Source organism: Streptomyces sp. NPDC005017 (assembly GCF_042873115.1).
Classification (GTDB): Bacteria; Actinomycetota; Actinomycetes; order Streptomycetales; family Streptomycetaceae; genus Streptomyces.
This window is the reverse complement of the sequence record NZ_JBIALD010000014.1, coordinates 181,023-203,451: the sequence shown is the minus strand read 5'-3', so window position 1 is coordinate 203,451 and position 22,429 is coordinate 181,023. Positions and strand designations below refer to the sequence as shown.

Sequence of the window (22,429 nt, the reverse complement as noted above, 5' to 3'; positions counted from 1 at the left end):
GAATATGTGATGCACGCCGCGTCCGCCCACCGCTAGGGTCGCGCCCGTGACGACGACCGCCTCGGCCCTGTCCGCCTATCCCCCGTTGAACGTGCGGGTGCACACACCGCGCCTGTCCCTGCTGGGGGCGACGGACGAACTCCTGGAACGCCTGGTCCCGACGGTGCGCAAGGGAGTGGCCACGGGCCCTCCGTGGCCCTTCGACGATCCGATGTCCCTCTATGAGGACAGCCCGGAACGCGAGTGGCGCTGGCTTCGGGGGGTGTGGTCCGGGCGGGGCCGGGTCAGCGCCGGCTCCTGGCGGCTGTACTTCGTCGTGGTCGTCGACGGGAAGCCGGTAGGCATGCAGGACCTGATCGGCGTCGACTTCGACAGGTTCAGAACCGTCACCACGTTCTCCTGGCTGAGTCCTGATGTGCGCGGCGACGGGTTCGGGAAGGAGATGCGCCAGGCGGTGCTGCACCTGGCCTTCCAGGGGCTGGGGGTCGGTGAGGCCGGCAGTGACGCGTTCGTCGACAACCACGCCTCGAACCGTGTCTCCGAGGCTCTGGGGTACGTGCCGAACGGTGTCTCCTGGGACACCCGGCGGGGCGAGCAGGCACAGATCCAATGTTGGCGGCTGACCCGCGAGGAGTGGACCAAGCGGCGGCGTGACGACATCCGACTTGTCGGTGTTGCGGAGTGTCTGCCTGTGCTCGGGATCGAGTCACCGCCGCAGAACTGATCAACAAGCCTGTTGCATACGGCCTGAGGGACGCGCTGGCCAAGTCCACGTCGGTGGCGGCTTGAACGGGGCGCTCCAGGACGTTTGTCACGGCCTTCGTTGATGGCTACTGGCGCTCAGTTGCGCGGCACCACCAGTGGCCTGAGCACCAGTGGTGTCACCCTCTTCGGCCCCAGGGAGTACGGCATCGCCGCAGGCTCCGAGATCGGCGCCACTCTGCTCGACTGAGGTCCGGCCCCGGACACGGACCGGCCTCAGCGTGTCCGGGACTGGCGGACTCCCGGCCTCGGCGCTCTTCACGCCGTGGCCGACAAGCGGTCGACGGAACGGTTGAGGCCGATGCGTAGCGGTCCTGCGTAAAGGCTTCACGATCCGCCGCGCCCGGCCGGGTCACCTGCCGCTGCGCAGCCCGGTCAGGTGGGGTGCCGCCGCCTCGGTGCGGCCCGTCAGGAGCAGCAGCAGGGCACCGATCGGGCCGGTGATCTCCTCGCCCCGGCCTCGGCTCCAGTCGATGTCGGTGGCGACGAGTCGGGCACGGGGCAGTGGCCAGGGGCGTGGCGGGATCCGCATGGTGCAGACGCGGTCGGCGGCGTCACGGGCCGGGGCCAGCGGCATCGGGCGGTCGCGGCCGAGGGCGAGGGCGATGTCCTGGCCGTGGACGAGCAGGTCAAGGAGTGGTTCGCGCGGGGTCGTGGTGGGGGCGAGGCGGCGGGATCCGATGATCGAGCGCAGGTCTGCGACGGTCTCGGCGACCGGGCGGCCGCCGTCGCGGACTCCCGTGTCGTGGATCATCCGGTTCCAGTTGCCGCGGGCGCGGATCATCTCCCGGACGACGTCACGGCGGCTGAAGCGGGCCGCCACGGTCAGATGGGCCGCGACGTCCCGCACCCGCCAGTCGCCGCATTGCGTGGGCCTGTCCCACTCCTCGGGCGCGAGTCCCTCCAGGAGGTCGGCCAGGCCGGCCCGCTCGCGGTCGACGGCCTGCCAGCAGGCCTCCTCGTCGAGCACGACTCCCACGGGAATCACCCGCCTACTAGAGTGGTCAGTGTCTCTGACCAAAGTAGTCAGAGAAACTGACCATCGTCAAGGAGGGCGGCCGAGCATGCCGGAGGGAGTGTCCTCGATGGAGGCGGAGGACGAACCGAACACGGGTGTGCTGCTGTTCCTCCCGTACCGGGCCCTGGAGAGCCGGGTGTTCGCCGCGCTCGCCGAGGCAGGGTTCGACGACTTCACCCCGGCCCAGGCCAGGGTCCTGCAGCGCGTCGGGCCGCACGGCACACGCCTCACCGAACTGGCCGCGCAGGCGCAGATCACCAAGCAGACCGCCGGGTTCCTCGTCGACCAACTGGAGAAGGCCGGCTACGTGACCCGCGTGCCGGACCCGCACGACAAGCGGGCACGGCTGGTGTGCGGGGCAGAGCGGGCCCGGGCGGCCAAGGAGGTCGCCGACGCCGTCGTCGCCGAGGTGGAGCGGGAGTGGGCCGCGCACCTGGGCGCCCACCGGATGAGGCAGCTGCGGGAGGCGCTGACACTGCTGCGGGAGATCACCGATCCGTGGGCGTGAGCACCGTCGGGTCGGCCCCCTCGACGGAACCCGCCCTTCACGTCCGCGTCAATCGTGAAGGGGCGCGACCAACCGGAACGCGGAGTCTGCCCGATAGAGCTCGGAATCCTCAAATGGATGCAACTTGAGCTGGAAGTTCTGGTGGCGCAGGAAGCGGCCAGGATAATTGACGGACTCCAGCATGACGGCTTGCGGGTGGATGGACGGACGTATACAGAAAGTGGCGTCCTGCCTGAAAAGTGGCGTGTTGTCGTTGCGTTCGGAGCGGAGAAGGAAATCACGGTGGCGCAGGTAGAAGCCGTCGCCGGTGGTGAAGGAAAGACACTCGTGATCCGCCAGTCCAGGAACCACAGCGAAGCCGAGGTAGGCCCGCGTCTTCGGCCCGTCGGGGGCTTCCAGCTTTACGAGGCCGTCAGAGATCCGCCAGTAGCGATCCGGGTAATTGACCGACCGGATCGAGCGGTACTCAGTAGCAGGAGCGGGCCGCGGCGTCGCGGAAGCGGGCTGAGACGGCTGCGCGGACACGGAGGCGGAGGCAATCGGCGCAGGACGGGGGGAAGCGTGGAGCACCTTGCGGTTTCTGCTGTCCGGTGAGGCAGACCCCCTCACCGGGTCCCGCCTCCCTTCTCCCGTCTTTACGTCGAGGGTCGGGGACGGCGCGTCGAGAACATCCAGATCGGGGCCGCTGTCCCTTACCGTCGCCGACGAGACCGGCTGACCCGAAATCCCGTCATCCGCGGCGAGGCCCACCGCCATCGCGAATACGGTCACCACGATCATCCCGCTCGCAAACCACAGTCTGCGTGTTCCAGGAACTCTGCCGTCCGCCTCGACATACCAGGCTTGATCCCAGCCCTCCTCGGATGACCGCGGCTCTTTGCCCGCCATGCAAACTCCCCCAGAAATATCGCAGTATCGGTCTGAAATTTGAAATACAAGCACTGAAACGCCCACGACTGGAGCGAGCACCAGAGAGTCCGCCCGTCTTCACGCCGGACACGCTGGACACTATCGACAGGAGCATGACAGCCGGTAGGGCGGTGTCGCGGGCGTTCCGCCGTGGCGGCTACGCCGAGGCCCGCATGCCGAGCACCACGCTGACGGCGAGCGCCACGACCAGGACGGCCAGGGCGACGTGTAAGGCCGGGGCTCGTCGGCGCGTGGCGGAGTGCCTGTTAGCGGGATCCTGCCCGCCTGCCGGAGGGTGTACGGGGACGACCCGTTCGGCGTACCTCAGACCGGAGTAGCCGATGAGAGCCGGGACGAGGGCGACGCGGGGAGCTGTGTACAGGGTGCTCAACTCGATCAGAGCGTGTTCGCAGCGCACACAGGCGCTGAGGTGGGCGTCGAGCTCAGGGCTCACCCCTTCCGGCCGGGCACTGCGCGCCTGCGCGTCCAGTATCCGCAGGTAACCACGGCATTCCGGCTCGTCGCAGCTGGCCCCGTACGTCTGCAGATAGCTGCGGAGCAGAGCGCGCAGTGCGTGATCGCGTTCGTAGGCGAGGTCGGTTTCCGCGATGCCCGCGTAGACCGCCGCGAGTTCCGTACCGCCTGGTTCGACCTCTGTGTACCAGAGGATCTCCTGCTCGTGCTGAGGCAGGTGCCAGAACGCCCGGAGCAGGTGCTTGCCGACGGCTGCGTGCCCTGCGCCACCGTGGCCGGTCTCGAAGAGCCAGCGGATGAACGCCGGTTCGAGGCGCTGCCGGCGTTCGTCGTCCGCCCATTCCGCCGCGTGCTGTTGGAGCAGAAGCACCAGGCTGTGCCGGACGCCTCCCGGCCGGACGCGGCCGGCCGCGGCGGTCCGGACAGCCGTGGACAGCGTCTGATGACAGAGCTGAGCCGCGTAGCGTTCCTCCGAAACACACAGTCGGGCGTAGTCGAGGAGGGCCGGCATGTGACGTCCCCTGAGCACCTGCAGCGACTCGAGGGCGACTGAACCGCCCACGGCGAGTCCGGCCACCAACTCCGCCTCCGAGGTCGTGGACAGGCGAGGTGTCCAGCGGTGGGTCTCATGGTGCTGGGTCATGTGCTCTCCCGCGATGACTGAAGGTGCGTATGAGGCAGCGACAGAATGGTCACCCCGCATCACGCTGCGGTGCCGGGACACTATGGCATCAAGTCAGCCACGAAAGACCCCTGTTGACGTGCGCCTTTGCCGCCACAGGGCGGCCGGTAGAGCTCGTCCGAACATGTCGGCCGACTGCGCTTCCGTATTTGCTGCGAACGGGTGCGCCTATGCTCGCTGAGCCGACAGGACGACACGGCATGGGCTGTGAACAGCGTGACGGTGACCGGCACTACGTAGGGACGAGTCAGTCGCTTTCGTGAACGGCGACGGCCAGGCAAGGCAAGTCCGGCTCGGCCTCGCGTCGATGCGTCCGGCGCGACGCCTACTGCCGCTACACCACCGCTCTCCTCGGCACTTGCATGGTGGCCGGAATGAGATACCCCTGGGCGACACCTCGAGCGGGCGGCCACCATGCCGGTACAGCAGGCTGCGACTCTTCGTCGCCCGCCCGACGGTTCCGGCCCAGCGGTCGTTCGTGGCCGTCGACGTCCTCAGAAGTGCTCGCACCCCGGACCGCCAGCCGCCACCTGCCACATCGCGTTCCCTCCGCCTCCGACGCCAGGAGCCGACATGACCGATCTTGATCCACGCGGCAACACCTACGGCCGGCCCCAGGCCTTAGGGCTCGGTGGGGCGCACACCAAGTACGGGACGTCCCACGCCTGGTCCTACCGCCGCGGCGGGGACGCGCGGCCTCGGCCGTCCGCGTTCGTATCGGCGCTCGCGCGAGGCGACTCCTGCGTGGACTGCAATCTGGCCGTCGGCCGGCATCTGCATCTGCACGTGGCCGCCGCCCCGGGGGAGGTGCGCCGGGTACGCACGGCCGTGCAGGGGGTTCTTTCGCGGTGGAACTGCCCGTTCGGCGTCATCGACGACAGTGTGCTGCTCGTCAGCGAAATGGTCACCAATGCCGTTCTGCACGGGGCCGACACGGCGATCACGGTCGATCTGGTGCACCTGGGGGACCGTCTCCTGGTGGAGGTCACCGACGCCTCCCCCGCGCGCCCCGTCGTCCGCCGGACTGGTGCGGACGACGAGCACGGACGCGGTATGCAGCTGGTGGAGTGCATCGCCACGGCCTGGGGTTCCCGACGCGACCGCGACCGGGGCAAGACCACGTGGTGCACGCTGGCGCTCGACTGCGGCGGCACCTCGCGCGGCGCCCGCTGACCGTCCAGGCCGGCCCATGCGGCCTGCGCTCGACCGTCCAGGCCGACCCGCCCGGCCTGCGCTTACCGCCGGTATACCGCTGCTCTTCCCGTCACCGGCACAGTGACGGGGTCATCGCCGCCCCCACGGCGGTCCCAGGGAGGAACAGTGACCGGTGCGACGAACGAACAGCAGCGCCAGGCCCCGCCCGGCCCGCACGACGACAGCGTCTACCGCTGGGACATCCACCATGTTTCCGCGAGCCGCCACCAGCACGGCCCCTGCGGCACCTGTGTGAGCGAGGACAGCGCCCGCGCCTGCATCGAGGCAGCGCTGTCCGCGGCCGCCGACGGGGACGGGTACGCCTGGGGTCTGCTCAGCCGCGTCCCCGCCGCCACCGCCGAGAGGCCGCACCGCACACCCCTGGCGTGGGCCGCGGCCGGGCCCGACGGCAGGATCAGCTGGCTTCCCCACGGCAGCCGGCCTTACGGCGACGTCGACCCGATGCCGCCGCAGCGGAACGAAAGCGTCTGGACGCTGCTCGAGCGATACGGCGGCGAACTGAACCGGCACCGGCTCAACGCGGGCCGCACCCAGGCGGAGCTGGCCCTGGGCACGGGCTGGCCGAAGGCGACCGTCGCGTGCGTCGAGCGCGCCCGGTGCATGCCGTCGTACGACTTCACCCGGCAGGCGGATCGTTTCCTCGGCGCCGACGGCGCACTGGTACGGCTGTGGCCGTCGCTCATCCGGCCCGCCTACCCGGACTGGTTCTGGCATGTGATCGAACTGGAGCGGCAGGCGGCGTTCATCCAGGAGTTCGAGTCCGTGGCCGTTCCGGGTCTGCTGCAGACACCGGCGTACGCGCGGGCGATCTCCACGGCGGCCCACCCGGTCGCCCCCGAACTGGAGATCCAGCAGCTCGTGGCCGCCCGCGTCGACCGGCAGCGCATCCTCGCACGCCGTGAACCGCCGCACATCGTGGTGACACTCGACGAAGCGGTCCTGAAGCGCAGCATCGGCGGGAGCCGGGTGATGAGCGAACAACTCGCGCACCTCCTGGACATCGGCGCCCGGCCCCGCGTCCACCTCCAGGTGATCCCGTTCAAGGTCAGAGAACACCCGGGCGGCATGACTCCGTTCCGTCTCATGGGGTTCCGGGACGGCCCGGACGTGCTCTACGGAGAGACGTTCACCGGAGGGCAGACCACCGTCGACGCGGCGCCGGTCCAGCAGCACAAGCTCGCCTTCAGCCTGATCCAGTCCAAGGCGCTCTCCCCGGACGACTCCCGGCTGCTGATCCGTTCGGTGAAGGAGGAACTGGACCGTGCGAGGGACTGAACCGGTCACGCCGGCCCCGCGCCATGCGCCGTCCGGGGTGAGGCGGACGAAGGCACAGAGCGGGCCGGTGTGGCACCGCAGCAGCCACAGCATGGGCAACGGCGGCAACTGCGTCGAGGTCGCGCTCGTCCGGAGCCCCCAGGTCCTGGTGCGTGACAGCAAGGATCCCGGCGGGCCGCGACTCCGGTTCGCACGGCGGGCATGGCGGGACTTCCTCGGCAGCGTGGCGGGCTGATGAGGCTACAGCCTTGTCCTCAGGGCGAATCACCGCCGACAATGCCTCATTTCCCGCTTGCGGGCGACGGCTTACGGAACGGGACATGAGGTATCGGATACTCGGACCGCTCGGACTCTGGCGCGACGACGAAGAAGTCGACGTGATGCCCGCCAAGTGGCGCATGCTGCTGGCCGTCCTGCTGTGCGAGGCGGGGCAGGTGGTCTCCACCGACCGGCTCGTGGAGGAGCTGTGGGGCGCGGGGCCCCCGCAGAGCGTGCAGAAACTGCTGCAGGGCTACGTCTCACGGCTCAGGCGCGCGCTGGGCGACGAAGCCGGTGAACTGCTCGTCACCCATGTGCACGGCTACCGCGCCCACGGCTACCGGCTCGTCGTCGCACCGGGCGAGGTCGACGCGCACCGCTTCGTCGACCTCGTCAGACAGGCTGCGCGGGATCTGGAGCGCAGCGGCCCCGAGTCGGCCGTCGAGAGGCTGACCGAGGCGCTCGGCCTGTGGGGGGACGTCCCGTTCGCCGATGTGCCGCCGACTCCCGCGGTGGAGGCCGAGGCGACCCGGCTGACGGCCACGTGGACGCAGGCGCGCGAGCTGCTCATCGAGGCGCGACTGAGGCTGGGCCGCCATGAGGCCGTTCTCGACGAGGTCGAGGCTCTGGCCGCCGAGCACCCGTTGCGTGAATCGCTGCGCGGGCAGCTGATGCTGGCGCTGTACCGGTCCGGGAGGCAGGCCGACGCGCTGGCCGCCTACCGGGATCTGCGCCGTCGGCTCGCCGAGGAGCTGGGTATCGAGCCCGGCCCGCCCGTACAGCAGCTCCATCAGCGGATCCTCACCGCCGACAGGTCGCTGCTCGTCGAGCCCGCGCCTCCCGCCGACCCGGTACCGCGACCGCCGGTGGCGACGGCGCGCGTGCCGAGAGAACTGCCGCACAGCGGGACCGCGTTCCTCGGCCGCGCGAGCGAGTGCTCGGTGCTGGAGGAGGTGCTCTGCCGCTCCGGCGAGCAGCGCACCGCGATCGCCGCGATCGACGGAACCGGCGGCATAGGCAAGTCGGCCCTGGCGCTGCACATCGCGCACCGGCTGGCCGACCGGTTCCCCGACGGCCAGTTCTACGTCGATCTGCACGGTGCGACGGCAGGGCTCACCCCGCTCGAGCCGGGCGAGGTGCTGGGGAGGTTCCTCAGCACCCTCGGAGTGCCGCACGTGTCGGTGCCCGCCGACACCGACGAGGCCGCAGCGGCCTTCCGCTCGCTCGTCGCCGATCGCCGCATCCTGCTCGTGCTCGACAACGCTGCCGGCGTGGACCAGGTCCGTCCGCTGCTGCCGGCGGGTGCGGGCTGTGCCGTCCTCGTCACCAGCCGGGAGATGCTCACCACCCTCGAAGGCGCCGCCCATCTGCATCTCGGTGTGCTGTTCCACGACCAGGCGACGGCACTGCTGGAACGCGCCCTCGGCACCGAGCGGGTCGCCGCCGAGCCCGAGGCCGCGGACGCGATCATCCGGATGTGCGGCGGCCTGCCCCTGGCCCTCCGGATCGTCGGGGCGCGCCTGGCCGCCCGCCCGAGCTGGCCCCTGAGCTCCTTCGTCGACCGGCTCACCCACACCCAGAACCGCCTCGACGAGATCCGGGTCGGCGACGTCTCGGTCAGAGCCAGCTTCGACGCCGGATATCACGCCGTCTGCCAGGGCGACCCGGCCGCCGCCCTGGCCTTCCGGCTCCTCGGGATCGTGCCCGGCCCGACCATCAGCCTGCACGCCGCCGCGGCGCTGCTGGGCGGACGTGCCCCGGACGTCGAGGACGCCCTCGAACGTCTCGTGGACGCCCACCTGCTGGGCAGCCCCGCCCCGGCCCGCTACCAGATGCACGACCTGCTGCGGCTGTTCGCACGCGAGGTGAGCGCCGAGGAGCCCGTCGCGCACCGGGACCAGGCCCTGGAACGTGTCCTGCGGTTCTACCTCGCCACCACCCGGCTGGCCGTGACGCACCTCGAGGTGCCACCGCACGTCGCCCGAGGGACCGACCGGCCACAGGCCCAAGGAACCGCCGCCCCCGGCGCTCCGACTGCCGTGCGCATCAAGGACCGTGCTCAGGCGGAGGCCTGGTTGGAAGCGGAACGGGCGAACCTGATCGCCGCGGTCCTCCACGCCTTCACCCGTTCCGCCACCACGGCGCGTCTCGGGCTGCGGCTGACGGGCCTGCTGCAGTGGTACCTGTATCCCCGCGCCCGTGCCCGCGAGTTGTGGACCCTCGGCGAAGCGGCCGTCCGCACGGCACGGCGGCTCGGCGACCGCGCCGCCGAGGCCTGGGCACTGCACAACCTCTCCGCCGTGTACTGGCTGCACCGCGGGTTCGACGGCATGCGGCAGTGTCTCGAGGCCGCGCTCGGGATCTGGCGGCAGATCGGCCACGGTGGCGGGGAACGCCGCTCGCTGTACTACCTCGCGGACGCGCTCGCCGAACTGGAGCTGTACGACGAGTCGATGACCGTGCAGAGCGCCCATCTGGAGCTGGCGCGAGAGGCCGGGGACCAGGTGGCCGTCGTGGCCGGTCTCGGCAACCTCGGCAGGGTCAACAGCGGACTGGGCCGTGCTCAGGACGCCTTGGCGTGTTTCGAGGAGGGCTTCAAGGCCGCGGAGGCGATGGGCGACAGGACCCTGCAGAGCTTCGCGCTGCACGAGATCGCCCAGGTCCACTTCGGCCAAGGGCGCAGCGAGGAAGCGTACCGGCAGATGCGGCTGGCGGGTGAGTTGGAGAACGACGCGAGCAGATACGTCAGTTGGCGTGACCACGCGTGGAGCGCCTACTTTCCCGCGGTCCTGAGCCTGCGGATCGGACCCCAGGCCCCCGGACCCCCGCCCGTATGAGCCGCGGCGGCGTCAATCTACCGCCGCTATACCGATCGCCCCCACAGTGGCGCAGGCTCCTGGTCCGGTCCGCGGTCTCCGGGAAACCCGGTACCACCTCGGCCACAGGGGCTTCCCTGAGCACCCCGCCCCCTCTAGGGTCGGGCGCCTCTGCAGCAGCAGTCCACCCATCCGACTCATAGGCGGTAGGCCACATGGACGCCCATCCATCCGGCGACGGGGGCACTCTGATCGTCACCCGCACCGTTGACCCGCCCGGACTGCGCCTGGAGGGAGAGCTGGACGCCGCACGGCACGCTGAGCTCTCCGAGGCGCTCACGGCCCTGGACGGCACAGGCGGTGACGTCCGGCTCGACCTGGCCGGCCTGCACTTCATCGACCTCGGCTCGCTGAGCCTCCTGTCCGGCTTCGGGAACGGACGCCGAGTCGTCCTCGACGGGCTGTCGCCCACGGTGGCCCGTGTGATCGAAACCCTGGGGCGGGAACGGCTGCCGGGCCTGGTCCGGGGTACGGAGGCAACGTCATGACCATCGACGCGACCAGCAGCCAGAACACCGCTGCGCACCCGGGGGACGAGCACCCGGGCGTCCGCCACGAGGCCTATCTCTACCGAGACGACGAGGAGTTCCTCGCCGGCACCATGCCTCATCTGCGCAAGGGCATGGAGTCCGGCGCCCCGACCTTCGTGGTGACACCCGAGCACGAGGCCGGCCTGCTGCGTGACGCCCTCGGCGCGGAGGTCCCCGCGGTCCAGTTCCTCGATCCCGCGGACCTGTACACGAACCCGGTGCGGGCCATGGCCGCGCTCACGGCCGTTGCCCGAACCCTGAACACCACACCCGCCTGGGTGGTGGCCTCCGACGACTGGAGCCGCTACCCGGACGAACTCGAATGGGTGCGCTACGACGCGGTGTTCAACCTGAGCTTCGCCCACATCCCCTTCCGCACCCTGTGCTGCTACGACACCGAGGCGCTGCGGCCCGAGACGATCGCCCTCGTGCGCCAGACCCATCCCAGGCTTCTGGAGGGGTCACAGATCGTGGACAACCCCGCCTACCGCAAGCCCGGGGACTTCGTGGCCGACCTGGACCGACGGCCCCTTGCCGCGTCCCCGCACTCGGCCGCCACCATGCAGATCCTTCCCGCCGACCTGCACGCCGTACGGCAGTTCGTCGCCGAGCAGGCCAGACGGTGCGGTGTGACGGCCGACGCGCTGCACAACCTGCTGGTGGCCGTCACCGAGGTGGCCACCAACGCCATCCGCCACGGAAAGGCACCGGTGACCCTGCGCACCTGGCCCGACAACGGGCTGATCTGCGAGGTCACCGACTCCGGTCACTGGCAGCCGGACGAGTTCATCACCTGGAGCCCGCCGGAGTCCTCGGCCGACTCGGGATTCGGGCTGTGGAGCGTGGGGATGCTCTGCGACACGGTCCAGGTACGCACCGGCGCCACGGGCACGACGGTGCGGCTGCGGACCTGCGCGGCGTAACCCGCGGGGCACACGCCTCGGCTCGAGGCCGAACGCGAAGGCCGGCTCGGTGAGTTCGAAGGACCCCGGGCCAGCCGGGGCATGTCGGAAAGCGCCGGCACGTCCCGTCCGGGGGCACCGCGCCCTCCCGAGTCCGCCACGGCAGGCGGTCTGTGGGCCTGGCCGGAGGGCGGCCCGTTCACCGAGCGTCCGGACGAGAGGCGCGACAAGAGGCGGCGGGGGGCACCGACACTCCCCCGCGCGGAGGCAGGCGCCCCGATCGACCGTCACCCTGGTACTCGGGCTCAGAGTTCACCAGCCGACTTCACACGGATCGACGATCTGGCTGTCCGGGGATCGCGGGCGGCATAGGCTCGCATCGCACAGGTAGGCAGCAGTGGAGGGGCCGCGATGCGGAAGGGCAGTGTCGAGTACGAGCAGGCGTTGGACGCCATGGTCGGGATCCTGCGGGATCGGGCACGCCGGGGGGCGGAAACCGTGCAGTACGGCCGGCTCAGCGCCGAGCTCGCACGCCTCGGCCACCAGGTTCCGCCCCACGAGGGGCCTATGCCCTACCTGTTGGAGGACGCGTCCGCCGAGGGAAACCCGGACGGATCGCTCGGCCTGCTCTCCGCCCTCGTGGTCCTGAAGGAGACGGGTCGGCCGTCGGCGGGCTTCTTCCGGCTGGCCCGCCGGGCCCCGTATCATCGCCCCGGCGACGACACGGAACTGTGGATCAGCGAACTGAGGACTCTGGCACGGCAGCACGCCGACCGGTAGCGCCGGCCTGCTCGAAGCACCTGCGCCCGGTTCGCCCCGGTGCGCTGCCATGCCCGCCGACGCAGCCCGCCGGCACTCTGCTCGATCGACTGCGGCGATCGTGATCACTCGCCCGGTCCGCGGACATCCCACCCCATGCGAACGGCTGCCGCCCGGCCTGCCCGTCCCACTGTTCAAGGAAGTACTCGTGAGCGCAATCGGCTCCGGCGGGAGAGTCCAGCCGGCTCGTCCCGGCGATCCCTCCCGTATAGGCCCCTACGTCATCATCGGCCGTCTCGGCGCGGGTGGTATGGGCACCGTCCACGCGGGAGTCGCCTCCGACGGGCTGCGCGTGGCGGTCAAGGTCATCCATCCCGAGCAGGCTCAGGACCCGGAGTTCAGGGCACGGTTCCGGCGCGAGGTGGAGGTGTCCTCCCGGGTCACCGGACCGCACGTGGTCCCGCTGCTCGCCGCCGACCCGGACGCGCAGACCCCGTGGCTGGCGACGGCCTACGTGCCGGGGCCGACGCTGAACGAGCACGTGCGCGCGCACGGGCCGCTCACGGAGGGAAGTCTCCACGCCTTCGCCGCCGCCACGGCGCACGCGCTGGCCTCCATTCATGCAGCGGGAGTGGTGCACCGTGACGTGAAGCCGCAGAACGTCCTGCTCACGCCCGCCGGTCCCCGCGTGCTGGACTTCGGCATCGCACACGCCGCCGACGGCACCAGCGTCACCCGGACCGGGGTGACGACCGGTACTCCTGGCTGGATCAGCCCCGAGCAGTACCGGCAGGGCAGTGCGGGTCCGGCGGGTGACCTGTTCGCGTGGGGAGCGCTCGTGGCGTACGCGGCCACCGGCCGGCTGCCCTTCGGGACCGGCGCGCCCGATGTGGTGGCGTTCCGTGTGATGTCGGGCGAGGCCGACCTGGACGGTGTCCCAGCCCCGCTGCGCCGGACCGTGGAGAAGGCGCTGGCCCAGGATCCGGATGCCCGCCCGTCGGCCGCCGAAGCCGCCGCGGAGTGCACGGCGCTGCTGGCCACTCAGGTCACGCAGGTGGCGCCGGCCGACACGACCCCGGCAACCGCCGTGGACCTGGTCACGGCCGTCTGGGAGGTGCCGGCCACCGAGGATCCCGCCTGGCACCTGCCCACCGGCCGAAGCCGGGGGAAGAAGCGGCTGGCCGGTGCCGTCGTTCTCACGGCCGGTGTCATCGGCGGACTGGCAGGAGGTCTGGCGGCTCTGCTGCCCGGCGACACCGGGGGCGGCCGTCACACGCCCACGTCCGCTGCCTCGTCATCGGCGTCGGCCGCGACCGGAAGCAATCGGTCCTCGACCGACACCGTGCAGCAGGACAAGGCAGGGGAACCGCAGGCCTCGACCGGCGACGCGGCGAGTGTGGCGAGCTGGCGGCAGGCGCGAGCGGCACAGGGCGCGGGCGAGCACGACGTGGCACGCGCCGTCCTGCACGACGAGGGTGTCACGGCGCAGGATCTCAGCGGCGGCGCCGACTTCGTCCCGGACACCGTGCGGTTCCACGACTCACGCGGGGAGGTCTACCTCTCGTACCGGCTGACCTCCGACGAACAAGGGGCGATGTACGCGGAGACGGAGATCGCCAGGTCGATGTGTCTGACGCTGCGGGACGTCGTCCTGCGCCTGCACCCGGACCTGCCGTACCGCACCTACGTCATGGTGAGAGAGGAACAGGGGCAGGACCCCCAGGTGACCTGGCAGGAGGACTTCGTCACCGACCCCACATGCCAGTCGGCCGCCGACGACAACCCGGGGCAGGACACGGACGTCGCTCAGGACTGGCAGCCGGACGAGGAGGGTCTGGGCCAGGCGATGATCCCCAGCACCGACAGCGCGGAGATCCGAGTGGCGGACGGCGCCGCCAGGAAGATCATCGCGGAGACCAACGCGATGCGCCAGACACTCGGAACCGACCGTGAACTCGGCAACGCGCACATCAAGGTCGGCTTCGACCCCGTCGACTCGGCGATGTACGTCTGGTCGGAGTACCTGCTGTGGAACGAGCAGCAGGTCGACACCTGGGCGGAAACGGCCGCAGGTGAGGCCTGCCGGGCCCTGGTCAGCGAGCAGGAGAGCGCGGGCAGCGCCTGGCCCTACCACCGCTACGCCGTGGCGGAGATCGGCGGGTCCGGCTACCTGATCATCCGTTCGGGCACGGCCACCTCGCAGGCCGACTGCCCGGCCTAGGTCCTGTCGTCGGACTCCCGTCGTCGCCCGGAGGGCGGCCCTGCGGCGTCAGGTGCGTGCTCTGGGGGTCCCCCCTCTGGGGGAGTGCCGGGTGCAAGCCCTCGTACTGGACGTACAAGGACACAGGTGGTGGTGCCCCTTCCGCTCGCCGACGCGATCCGGGCGCTGCTGACCGGCGAGGCTCCCGTGCGGCTCACGGTGGGCGGTGACCACGTCACGTTGGAGAGCGAGGCCGGCCAGACATACGGCCGGAGCCTCGGCCACGACTTCCCCGACTACCGACGCCTCGTCGACCTCCCCGCCGGTCGCCGGGCCCGCGTCGACACGGCGACCTTCCGCCACGCCCTGGAGACCGGCCCGGTCAGCGCGGGCGAGACGCGGGAGCAGGACGGCGGGACCTACGACCTGAGCGTGCTCCGGGTGGCGGAGAACGGGTCCGTGATCGTGTGCGACGACGCCGACAACGACCAGAACGACGTGGCCGTCAACCGCGAGTTCCTGCTCCACGCGCTCACCGCCGGAGCCCGGGACGAACTGATCCTGGAGCTGGGCGCCCCCACGGCACCCCTCTCGATACGTCGACCCGACGACGAGGGCACGTTCTCGCTCCTGATGCCGGTGAGGTTGGAGAACTAGCCTCCGTACGTATCGAATCGGCCCTCGCCCACGGCTCCTACGAGGGAACGGCGGTCTTCGCAGGCGGGGTTGTTTCAACTATCTGGCCGTGCCCCTCATCGCTTGCGTCGGCTCGGCAACTCCAGTCTCAGGGAACGGTGTTGGAGCCTCCGCGCTCTTGCACCGCCCGCTGCTGGTGACACACGGGAGGCGCCGCCCCGGCCCGAGTGGGCGGAGGCGGCGCGTCGGGGACCCGGCCGGCGATTCCGTACCGGTTCAAAGGTGGCGAGGCCATCGGTCGTTCCCGCTGGGACAACTCGGCGAAGGGTCGAGCCGACATGGACGCGCGAGGGGTCGCTATGAGCCCTGCTTCTCGACCCGCAAGGCGATGTCGCAGTCCAGCGTCTGCTCGAAGTCCCGCCCGTCCTGCCGGTACTCGAACCTGCAGCCGCCGAGGTTTCCGGAGATCCGCCCGGTGACCTTCAACCACGCCCCGTAGTAGACGTCGCTCTCGGCCTTCGCCTTCACCCGGTTGACGTCGCGCAGGTGGTTCTCGAGCTCGTCGAGCCTGGGCATGCCCGGCGAGCCGTGCTCCATCAGCATGACGACCCCGTCGGAGTCGTCCCGCGCATAGGCGGCGTACTCGACGATCTCAAGTCCCTTGGGCACGCGTAGGAACCGTGCGCTCGTGATCTCGACGGGCCTGCCGGACTGGTTGTACGGCACGGGGAGCGCGGCCCACCAGCGCTGGCCTCGCCTGACATGGTCGTTGCCCAGCGTCCCCGCGGACTGCATGCCGCCGTCCAGGGCGCCCCCGGCCACCCGACCGCCGTCGGACGAAGCGGGCGAACAACCGGTGAGCAGCAGCACGCAGGCGATCAGACCGGGGAAGCGGCCCGCCCGTCGGCGCGGGCGTGTCTCAGTACGAGAAGAAGAGACCCGGCCTGCCGGAGAGGCGCCCATTCTTCCCCCAGATGTCGTGCTCACCGTGCTTGCTTCCCGCCGTGATCCGCTGCTTGTGCTCCCGGTCGTACTGGGTCGAGGCGCCGAAGGTGATGTTGTACACCGTGGCCGCGCCGGTCCACTTGATGCTCTTGCCGGAGGACAGCTGGAAGTAGGTGTTGCGCTCGACGATGCCGCGGTTGGACCTGGGGGAACGGGCGTAATTCGTCGGACCGTCCTTGTACTTGACGTCCTTGCCCATGGTGCCGACCTTCCCGCCCGCCGGGATCGTGTACTTCCCAGCGATGATCTTCTTCCATGAGCTGCGGGCGATACCGCCGCAGTAGTGGGTGTACTTGTACTTGGTGTACTTGATCGGCACCTTGTACTGCTTGCCGAAGTACGGCCCTTGCGCGGTGAAGCCGGTGGAATGGCCGATGCTCCCGCCGAGCGAGACTCCGCCGTTCAGCTTCCAGTTCGAGCCCGAGGAGACCGCGACATCGACGTTGCTCGACATCTTGCTGTCGTAGTCGAAGGAGGCTTTGGCGTCCCAGTACGCATGGGCCTCACCCACCGTCGTATAGGCGATCCGGGACGAGAGCTTGTCGCGGAGCGTGTAGCAGGTTCCGCTGTTGTACGGCGTGACCCGCTGCGAGGAGACGTCGGTGCCGTTGACCAGGTACGGGTTGTGGTCGGCGGCCAGGCGGCTCCGGTCGCTCTGCCAGAGTGGCGTGGGCTCGTCGGAGTCGTCACCGGTGCGCTCGCGGACGGCCGCGTAGGTCCTGGCCGTCTGCTCCGGGGTCGGGTCCTGTGCGCCGGGGTCGGCGGCGTCTGCGGGCAGGGCCGGGATCAGGGCGATGCTGTGGTCCGGTTCGAGGCTTGCCGCGGCCGCGAAGGCAGTGGCCCGGCCCGTGGCGGGCGCCTCGGGTGCCGCGACGGTGTGGTCCAAGCCGACGAGCGGCACGCCCGACGGGGTCTGGCCCGCCACGGTGGCGCTGACGTTCAGGGCGCCGCCGTTCTCGTCCACGGCCGCGCGGACGTCGGCCGGCAAGGTGTCCGGGACCGTCAGCGACCAGCTGCCGTCGGGCGCGGTGGTCGTCCGTCCGAGGACGGGCGGCCTCGTCTCGCCCTCCGCGTCGTCACCGCTGTTCATGGCCTCGACGACGACCGGCAGGCCGGCCGCCGGGCTGCCGTCTCCCAGCGTGAACCTGCCGGACACGACGGCCGGGCCGTCCGCGGCACGATCGGGTTCGGACTCCGCCGGGGCGGTCTCGGTGCCCGTCGAGTCCGGTGCGGTGCCGAAGTACGGCTTGGCCACGGGGTCGGACGCCGTCAGGCATGCGGCGGTGTCGGGCAGGAACTCGCCCTCGATGCCCGTCCTCACATCGGCGTTGACCAGGGTGAGTGGCGTGCCGGTATAGCTCTTGACGGTGGTCGGGCCGTCGTCGGAAGCCGTGTAGACGGTGCCCGGCCCGGGGCTCCATGCCTGGGTCGCTCCGTCGAGGCCGGTGGCCACGACGGTTCCGGCGGCCGGCAGGACCGGGGTCGTACCGGACTCCTTGTAGGACCAGGCGCGGATCTCTCCGTCCTTGAGCGTGTAGATCGTCCTGCCGACGGCCCACACGTCGTCAGCGTTCCTGAACGCGACAACGGCCGGGCGGTCGAAGGGAACGGTGTCGAGGAGAGTCAGCTCTCCCTTGCCGGACTTGGGGTCACCCTGCTTGAAGATCTCCAGCTTGCCGCCTTCGTGCAGTGAGAAGATCCGGTCGCCGCCGGCCCAGACCCGCTTGCGCGTGGTCCAGTTGAAGCCGTCGTACACGCGCGCGGCCGTCAGCAGTTGGCCGCCCGTCGCGGTGTGATCCTTGTAGGACTTCAGCGTGCCGTCCGAAAGGATCTCGTAGATCACTCCGTCACCACCGGTGAAGACTCTGCTCCCTGCGGCGATCGTGCCGGTGTGGCCGGTGTCGAAGACGGTGCCGTCCGCGTCTCCGCCCTTCGGGTCCGAGTCGACGTACTTACGCAGGGTCCGCGGCGTCGCGCCGGACGCACCCGGCTTGGCTTCCAGTACGTACGTGGCGACGGCGGACGGACACGAGTCAGCTGCCAGCGCCGTGCCCGGAGCCAGCGCCGTAGGTACGGCGAGGCCTCCTGCGAGCAGCGCCGTGAGGCATATTCCGTGGGTCATTTTTCGGGTAGCGCGAAGCGCCATGAACTCCCCCAGTTCTCGCACACAGGGTGGTCAATCCTGTGATCGCGCGGTGAGGTCCGCGAGACGCCATGAATGAAAACACGCGCCACCGAAGCCAGTTGCCAGAGAAGTAGACTTCGGCATTCCGCTTGATGTCCGAATCGTCCGCCTGAAGCACGAAGAACCCGATCTCGGAGCTACCGTCTCTGAGCTTCCCTTGAGGCCCCTTCTGCGTGATTTTGCCGCGTATTTACCCAACCGAACTCCCCCTTGAGGGCTCCTGGATGCCCTCTTGTGGCTGCACCGCGACGCCTGCATCACCACTGCGACCTGGTGTCGATGGCCGAACACCACGCACTGACACGCCACCGGGCACGTCGTGGACGACAGTGCCTTGCCGCGCCGCTGTTCGCCTCTACTTCGGAACGGTGGAATTCCGATCGACGGCTACGCCACGGTCAGGCGCGACTGGGCCTGCCGCCGGCCAAGGAACCGCGTCGACACGGCGATCACGCGGCCCACGTCAGCGTCTGACGAGCGAGAACCCACCAGGGCGCGGCCCAACGGCACCCCCGGCACGCTCGCTCCACGCCGTATACGGACACCGCCTGGGTGATCAGGGCCGACAGGCAGGGACCAGCTCGCCCAGGGTCCGGCGATCGGAACGGGCCTGGCGCGGTGAGGCGCCGGGCCCGTGGGTGCCGTACGGCCGTGACGGTCTGCTGGTGCGCGGTGTCAGAGCGAGGCGGCCGCGGAGGCGATCGCCGAGGCGAAGGTGGACACCTCGGAGTAGACGCCCGGGGCGTTGGGGCGGGCGCATCCGATGCCCCAGCTCACGATGCCGACCTGGATCCACGCGTTGCTCGCGTCGCGGCGGAACATCGGACCTCCCGAGTCGCCCTGGCAGGTGTCGACGCCGCCGGCCGCGTACCCGGCGCAGATCTCGTCGTCGGCGACGAGCCCGCTGTAGCCGCGGTACGTGCGGCAGGTCGCGTCACTGATGAACGGCACGGTCGCCTTCAGCATGTACCGCTGCTGGGCGCCGCCCTCGGAGGCGGCGCCCCATCCGGCGACGGTGAAGGTGCCGTTGTTGTATTCCGTGGTGGTGGCGATCTTCAGCGTCGGCAGGTTGATGGGCTGCGCGAGCTTGATCAGGGCCCAGTCCTTGCCGTTGCCGTTGTAGCCGGGGGCCCGGTAGACGTACGTGGAGCGGACCTGGACACGGCCGCTGGTGGACTGCAGGTCCACGACGCCGGCGGTGGCGGTGATGCTGGTGTTGGCGCCGGTGCGGCCCACGCAGTGCGCGGCGGTGAGCACGATCTGCTGGGTGTAGAGCGCACCTCCGCAGCCCATCGAGAGCCGGACCATGAACGGGAACTCGCCCTGCGCGGCGCGGGTTCCGCCTACGACGGGCAAGGGGGCGGCCTGCGCGGCCGAGACCGGCTGCAGGCTGGCGATGGCGAGCGCGGCGGCACCGACGGCCGCGAGTCTCTTGAGCACGGAAAGGAACTTCTTCAAGGCGCTGCCTCCGTGTGGGGGGTGGAGTGTGAATGACATGGGCATGCCACTACTTGCGCCAAAAAACAGGCCACGCCGTGGCATGGTCAGGTCAATCGGTGGATGGATTATGGGAACCTTGTGAGCCCCCGCACAAGGGACCGATTCGGCCACCGTCCCAACGGCTGTCCCGTATGGCGTGTGCGTCATCTCGTGAATGCCACGTCGTGCAGCCGGGCAACGGCGAGCACGGCCTGGTGAACGCCGTTGCCCTCGAGTCGGCAGTCCCGCAGGACTCTTCAGCGCTTCAGACGGGAAAGGGCGTGTTCCGCTCACGTCCGGGCCCTGAGGGCCTCGGCGCGCTCCTCCCTTGACGCATCAGCCTCGCTCACCGCCCGGTCAAGGGCGCGGCGCACAGCCTCTGTAACGTTCGAGGCCGAAGGAAGGGGCTCGCTTGTCACGCGATACGGCCGAAGCAGAGGCAGCGATGAAAGGGATCACGTTTCCTGCCTGGCAAGGCCAGCACTACGTCACCTTGGCTGAACTGCTGGTCCGCCTCGGTAGCTTCGGCCTCGGCCTGACATGGCGCGTCGAGTTCGACGAGATCGTCGATCTCCGGTGCGTCGAGTTGGAGAGACGGTCTGCCGACACCGGCATGGACACATTGACGTTGTTGTCGCTGACGACCCCGTTCCTCCAGCTGATCGACGCCGAGGCACGTGGATTCGCCGATGACAGGCTGGTGGTCGTCCTGACCGAGGCAGACAGCTCGTTGTGGGACGTCAGGGCCGCCGACGAGCACGTACTCCGCGAACTTCGCCACGCGTATCAGGAGGCAACGGACCTCTGAGCGGGGCGTTTCACCACTGGGTGGGGCCGCGGCCACGCCTCGTCAGCGCATCCGCGTCGGTCCCCTTCTTCGGCACATGGTCGAAGAAGGGGGCCCCTCAACTCGGCGAACGGTCATCCCCCATTGCGTGCGTCCACCGCTTGCCGTGCCCTTCCCCGACCGAACAGCTCAAATGTTGCTCTGAACCCCGAAGAACCGGGTTGCGTTCCCTGCTGTCCGGCGACACTCCCGTCAGACGGGATACCCCGAGGGGGTCTGGTATGCGTATGAGGTTTTCGCAGTCAGTCACGGCGGTGGAGGAGCCACAAGTCCTGGGCGCCTACGACTTCGCCTATCTGGCAGGCGGGGCGCAAAGAGTGGCGGACAGTGCGGTGATCGCGCTGTCCGAACGCGGGCTGCTCAAGCTCAGCGGCCCACGGGTGCGTGCCGTGGGCGAGGTGCTGCCCGAGCATCCGGTCGAACGCGCTCTGGTCGCCTCGTGCCTGCGCAACAGGAGCACCGCCTCTGTGCAAGCCGCCTTGCAGCGCGCCCCCGAGGTCGAGGCGATCGGCCGTCGGCTGGCTGCGCAGGGTTTGGTGAAAGGTTCTCGGTGCCGGTTGACCCGGCTGGGCAGACGGCGACTGCGGGAGGCCGAAGGCACAGGGTTGCCGGCCTACGTCCTCGGCGGTCTCCCCGTCCTCGGGAACGGCCCGGTTCGACGTTGCGCCGTCGGAGACCGACCGATCCCCTCGGGTCTCGGCCGGTCTCCGATCCGCCTGGGCATGGCCCTGGACCACGACTCCGACTCCACCTCAGAGTTGGGCAACACCTTCAACTGCGGCAGTGGAAGCGACAGTTACTAAAGGCTGGGCACTCCTCCCGCCCATAGTCACGCGGTGGATCCGCAGGAACAAGCCTTCCCTCGACGAGTCCATCCAGCATCGTTCCCACGCGCCGTCTCACCACGCCCCTCCCACCAGTCACCGCCTGGCGATCACGGCTCGATGCGCGACACCACCTCAGCGACGAGGAGTGGGATGTGCTCACCGGGCTGATAAACCGTTGGCGGAGCACGAACACCACTGCTACGTTTCCGGTGGCCGTGCAAGAGAACCAGGAGGTGGTACCCGTGAACACAGTTCTGACATGGGTGCTCCCCTCCGGAGTCACGGTCGGGCGATAGACAGGTCGTCCGGGAGCGCCGTTCCAGTGCACTCCCGAAAGGCACGACCATGCATCTCACTTCCGAGCAGCGCCTCGACGACGGCGTCCTCGAACGCGAATTCACCCTCGGCGAGATCCCGGGCATCCTGTGGACACCCGAATCCCCGTCCGCACCGGTTCCGCTGATCCTGCTCGGCCATCCTCCCCTCGGGCTGCACAGGATGTACCCCCGGCTGGTGGCCCGGGCACGGCACTGCGCGGCGGAGGGTTTCGCCGCGGCCACCATCGAGCTCCCCGGTAGCGGCGACCGGCCTCGTCGGCCGGACGCCGAGCGGGCCCGCGCCGACCTGCGCCGGGCGATGGAGGCCGGTGAGCCGGTCAGCGACGAGATCGTCGACGCCCTCGTCCTCCCGCTGGTCGAGAAGGCAGTCCCGGAATGGCAGGCCGCCCTGGACGCCCTCCTTTCGCTGCCCGGGATCGGCGGCCCGGTCGGCTACTCGGGAGGAGTGATCTCCATCGGCGTCCGGCTTGCGGTGGTCGAGCCACGTATCGCGGCCGCCGGTCTCTTCGCCGGGAGTTTCGTGCCTCGCGTCATGTTCGAGGAGGCCCGACGAGTCACGATCCCCCTGCACGTCCTGCTGCAGTGGGACGACGAAGCCAACGACCGACAGGCGGCCCTGGACCTGTTCGACGCCTTCGGCTCCGAGGAAAAGACCCTGCACGCCAACATGGGCGGACACACAGGCGTCCCGCAGTTCGCGGCAGACGCCGCGACCCAGTTCTTCTCCCGACACCTGAAGTGACG

21 protein-coding genes and 1 pseudogene are annotated in these 22,429 nt (G+C 69.9%); 15 read left to right on the top strand and 7 right to left on the bottom strand.

Annotated features, from left to right (window positions below):
* The first annotated feature begins 46 nt into the window (after positions 1-46).
* Both ACFYR0_RS22585 and ACFYR0_RS22580 read left to right on the top strand, forming a co-directional pair.
* Positions 47-724: a GNAT family N-acetyltransferase gene (locus ACFYR0_RS22585; protein ID WP_389330807.1), complete on the top strand. Its 678-nt coding sequence runs from the start codon at positions 47-49 to the stop codon at positions 722-724.
* 102 nt (positions 725-826) lie between these two features.
* Entirely contained in the window at positions 827-952 is a 126-nt protein-coding gene (locus ACFYR0_RS22580; RefSeq protein WP_389330804.1) for a hypothetical protein, read from the top strand.
* A 162-nt stretch (positions 953-1,114) separates the two neighbouring features.
* Here ACFYR0_RS22580 and ACFYR0_RS22575 read toward each other — a convergent pair whose 3' ends face one another.
* Positions 1,115-1,750, bottom strand: coding sequence for a maleylpyruvate isomerase family mycothiol-dependent enzyme (locus ACFYR0_RS22575; RefSeq protein WP_389330801.1), 636 nt, complete (start codon positions 1,748-1,750; stop codon positions 1,115-1,117).
* Between the two features lie 97 nt (positions 1,751-1,847).
* Between ACFYR0_RS22575 and ACFYR0_RS22570 the strand changes: the two genes are divergently transcribed.
* Positions 1,848-2,288, top strand: a complete 441-nt coding sequence (locus tag ACFYR0_RS22570) for a MarR family winged helix-turn-helix transcriptional regulator (protein ID WP_389330880.1) — start codon at positions 1,848-1,850, stop codon at positions 2,286-2,288.
* A 48-nt stretch (positions 2,289-2,336) separates the two neighbouring features.
* Here the strand turns inward: ACFYR0_RS22570 and ACFYR0_RS22565 are convergent, their stop codons facing one another.
* Together ACFYR0_RS22565 and ACFYR0_RS22560 are read right to left on the bottom strand one after the other, a co-directional pair.
* Positions 2,337-3,176 carry an AbfB domain-containing protein gene (locus ACFYR0_RS22565; protein WP_389330798.1) on the bottom strand — a complete coding sequence of 280 codons (840 nt, stop codon included), beginning with the start codon at positions 3,174-3,176 and terminating at the stop codon, positions 2,337-2,339.
* A 178-nt stretch (positions 3,177-3,354) separates the two neighbouring features.
* Positions 3,355-4,314, bottom strand: coding sequence for a hypothetical protein (locus ACFYR0_RS22560; protein WP_389330796.1), 960 nt, complete (start codon positions 4,312-4,314; stop codon positions 3,355-3,357).
* 612 nt (positions 4,315-4,926) lie between these two features.
* Here ACFYR0_RS22560 and ACFYR0_RS22555 point away from each other — a divergent pair.
* The 9 genes from ACFYR0_RS22555 to ACFYR0_RS22515 all read left to right on the top strand — a co-directional run bounded on the left by ACFYR0_RS22555 (position 4,927) and on the right by ACFYR0_RS22515 (position 15,025).
* Positions 4,927-5,526 carry an ATP-binding protein gene (locus ACFYR0_RS22555; protein WP_389330793.1) on the top strand — a complete coding sequence of 200 codons (600 nt, stop codon included), beginning with the start codon at positions 4,927-4,929 and terminating at the stop codon, positions 5,524-5,526.
* Positions 5,527-5,673: 147 nt separating this feature from the next.
* Positions 5,674-6,843 (top strand): helix-turn-helix domain-containing protein, encoded by a 1,170-nt coding sequence (locus tag ACFYR0_RS22550; protein ID WP_389330790.1) that lies wholly within the window; start codon positions 5,674-5,676, stop codon positions 6,841-6,843.
* On the top strand, positions 6,830-7,078 hold the full coding sequence (locus ACFYR0_RS22545; protein ID WP_389330785.1) for a DUF397 domain-containing protein: 249 nt from the start codon (positions 6,830-6,832) through the stop codon (positions 7,076-7,078). The genes ACFYR0_RS22550 and ACFYR0_RS22545 overlap by 14 nt, the downstream gene beginning before the upstream one ends.
* 85 nt (positions 7,079-7,163) lie before the next feature.
* A complete protein-coding gene (locus tag ACFYR0_RS22540; protein ID WP_389330782.1) occupies positions 7,164-9,938 on the top strand; it encodes a BTAD domain-containing putative transcriptional regulator in 2,775 nt (924 codons plus the stop codon).
* Between the two features lie 194 nt (positions 9,939-10,132).
* On the top strand, positions 10,133-10,465 hold the full coding sequence (locus ACFYR0_RS22535; protein ID WP_389330779.1) for an STAS domain-containing protein: 333 nt from the start codon (positions 10,133-10,135) through the stop codon (positions 10,463-10,465).
* On the top strand, positions 10,462-11,430 hold the full coding sequence (locus tag ACFYR0_RS22530; RefSeq protein ID WP_389330776.1) for an anti-sigma factor RsbA family regulatory protein: 969 nt from the start codon (positions 10,462-10,464) through the stop codon (positions 11,428-11,430). Before ACFYR0_RS22535 ends, ACFYR0_RS22530 begins: the two co-directional genes overlap by 4 nt.
* A gap of 390 nt (positions 11,431-11,820) precedes the next feature.
* The gene (locus ACFYR0_RS22525) at positions 11,821-12,189 is read left to right on the top strand and encodes a hypothetical protein (RefSeq protein ID WP_389330774.1); all 369 of its coding nucleotides are present in this window, start codon (positions 11,821-11,823) and stop codon (positions 12,187-12,189) included.
* A gap of 187 nt (positions 12,190-12,376) precedes the next feature.
* Positions 12,377-14,389 (top strand): serine/threonine-protein kinase, encoded by a 2,013-nt coding sequence (locus ACFYR0_RS22520; RefSeq protein ID WP_389330771.1) that lies wholly within the window; start codon positions 12,377-12,379, stop codon positions 14,387-14,389.
* Between the two features lie 126 nt (positions 14,390-14,515).
* Positions 14,516-15,025 (top strand): hypothetical protein, encoded by a 510-nt coding sequence (locus tag ACFYR0_RS22515; protein ID WP_389330768.1) that lies wholly within the window; start codon positions 14,516-14,518, stop codon positions 15,023-15,025.
* A gap of 336 nt (positions 15,026-15,361) precedes the next feature.
* Here the strand turns inward: ACFYR0_RS22515 and ACFYR0_RS22510 are convergent, their stop codons facing one another.
* The 4 genes and pseudogenes from ACFYR0_RS22510 to ACFYR0_RS22495 all read right to left on the bottom strand — a co-directional run.
* Positions 15,362-15,874 (bottom strand): hypothetical protein, encoded by a 513-nt coding sequence (locus ACFYR0_RS22510; protein ID WP_389330765.1) that lies wholly within the window; start codon positions 15,872-15,874, stop codon positions 15,362-15,364.
* 49 nt (positions 15,875-15,923) lie between these two features.
* Positions 15,924-18,131 carry a hypothetical protein gene (locus tag ACFYR0_RS22505; protein WP_389330762.1) on the bottom strand — a complete coding sequence of 736 codons (2,208 nt, stop codon included), beginning with the start codon at positions 18,129-18,131 and terminating at the stop codon, positions 15,924-15,926.
* 738 nt (positions 18,132-18,869) lie between these two features.
* Positions 18,870-19,652 carry a serine protease gene (locus tag ACFYR0_RS22500; protein ID WP_389330759.1) on the bottom strand — a complete coding sequence of 261 codons (783 nt, stop codon included), beginning with the start codon at positions 19,650-19,652 and terminating at the stop codon, positions 18,870-18,872.
* 185 nt (positions 19,653-19,837) lie between these two features.
* Positions 19,838-19,960, bottom strand: a pseudogene (locus ACFYR0_RS22495) (IS5/IS1182 family transposase); the annotation flags it as partial.
* 125 nt (positions 19,961-20,085) lie between these two features.
* Between ACFYR0_RS22495 and ACFYR0_RS22490 the strand changes: the two are divergent.
* From ACFYR0_RS22490 to ACFYR0_RS22480, 3 genes are all read left to right on the top strand, one after another.
* Positions 20,086-20,481, top strand: a complete 396-nt coding sequence (locus ACFYR0_RS22490; protein ID WP_389330756.1) for a hypothetical protein — start codon at positions 20,086-20,088, stop codon at positions 20,479-20,481.
* A 266-nt stretch (positions 20,482-20,747) separates the two neighbouring features.
* Positions 20,748-21,323, top strand: coding sequence for a TIGR04222 domain-containing membrane protein (locus tag ACFYR0_RS22485; RefSeq protein WP_389330753.1), 576 nt, complete (start codon positions 20,748-20,750; stop codon positions 21,321-21,323).
* Between the two features lie 369 nt (positions 21,324-21,692).
* Complete coding sequence (locus ACFYR0_RS22480) at positions 21,693-22,427, top strand: dienelactone hydrolase family protein (protein ID WP_389330750.1); 735 nt, start codon at positions 21,693-21,695, stop codon at positions 22,425-22,427.
* The last annotated feature ends 2 nt before the right edge of the window (positions 22,428-22,429 follow it).

Bases quoted from the DNA above. Each gene is read 5' to 3' on its own strand.
- ACFYR0_RS22555 (WP_389330793.1), top strand. From the start codon at position 4,927: ATGACCGATCTTGATCCACGCGGCAACACCTACGGCCGGCCCCAGGCC.
- ACFYR0_RS22530 (WP_389330776.1), top strand. From the start codon at position 10,462: ATGACCATCGACGCGACCAGCAGCCAGAACACCGCTGCGCACCCGGGG.
- ACFYR0_RS22485 (WP_389330753.1), top strand. From the start codon at position 20,748: ATGAGGTTTTCGCAGTCAGTCACGGCGGTGGAGGAGCCACAAGTCCTG.
- ACFYR0_RS22535 (WP_389330779.1), top strand. From the start codon at position 10,133: ATGGACGCCCATCCATCCGGCGACGGGGGCACTCTGATCGTCACCCGC.
- ACFYR0_RS22580 (WP_389330804.1), top strand. From the start codon at position 827: ATGGCTACTGGCGCTCAGTTGCGCGGCACCACCAGTGGCCTGAGCACC.
- ACFYR0_RS22570 (WP_389330880.1), top strand. From the start codon at position 1,848: ATGGAGGCGGAGGACGAACCGAACACGGGTGTGCTGCTGTTCCTCCCG.
- ACFYR0_RS22565 (WP_389330798.1), bottom strand. From the start codon at position 3,176: ATGGCGGGCAAAGAGCCGCGGTCATCCGAGGAGGGCTGGGATCAAGCC.
- ACFYR0_RS22525 (WP_389330774.1), top strand. From the start codon at position 11,821: ATGCGGAAGGGCAGTGTCGAGTACGAGCAGGCGTTGGACGCCATGGTC.
- ACFYR0_RS22540 (WP_389330782.1), top strand. From the start codon at position 7,164: ATGAGGTATCGGATACTCGGACCGCTCGGACTCTGGCGCGACGACGAA.
- ACFYR0_RS22560 (WP_389330796.1), bottom strand. From the start codon at position 4,314: ATGACCCAGCACCATGAGACCCACCGCTGGACACCTCGCCTGTCCACG.
- ACFYR0_RS22480 (WP_389330750.1), top strand. From the start codon at position 21,693: ATGCATCTCACTTCCGAGCAGCGCCTCGACGACGGCGTCCTCGAACGC.
- ACFYR0_RS22505 (WP_389330762.1), bottom strand. From the start codon at position 18,131: ATGACCCACGGAATATGCCTCACGGCGCTGCTCGCAGGAGGCCTCGCC.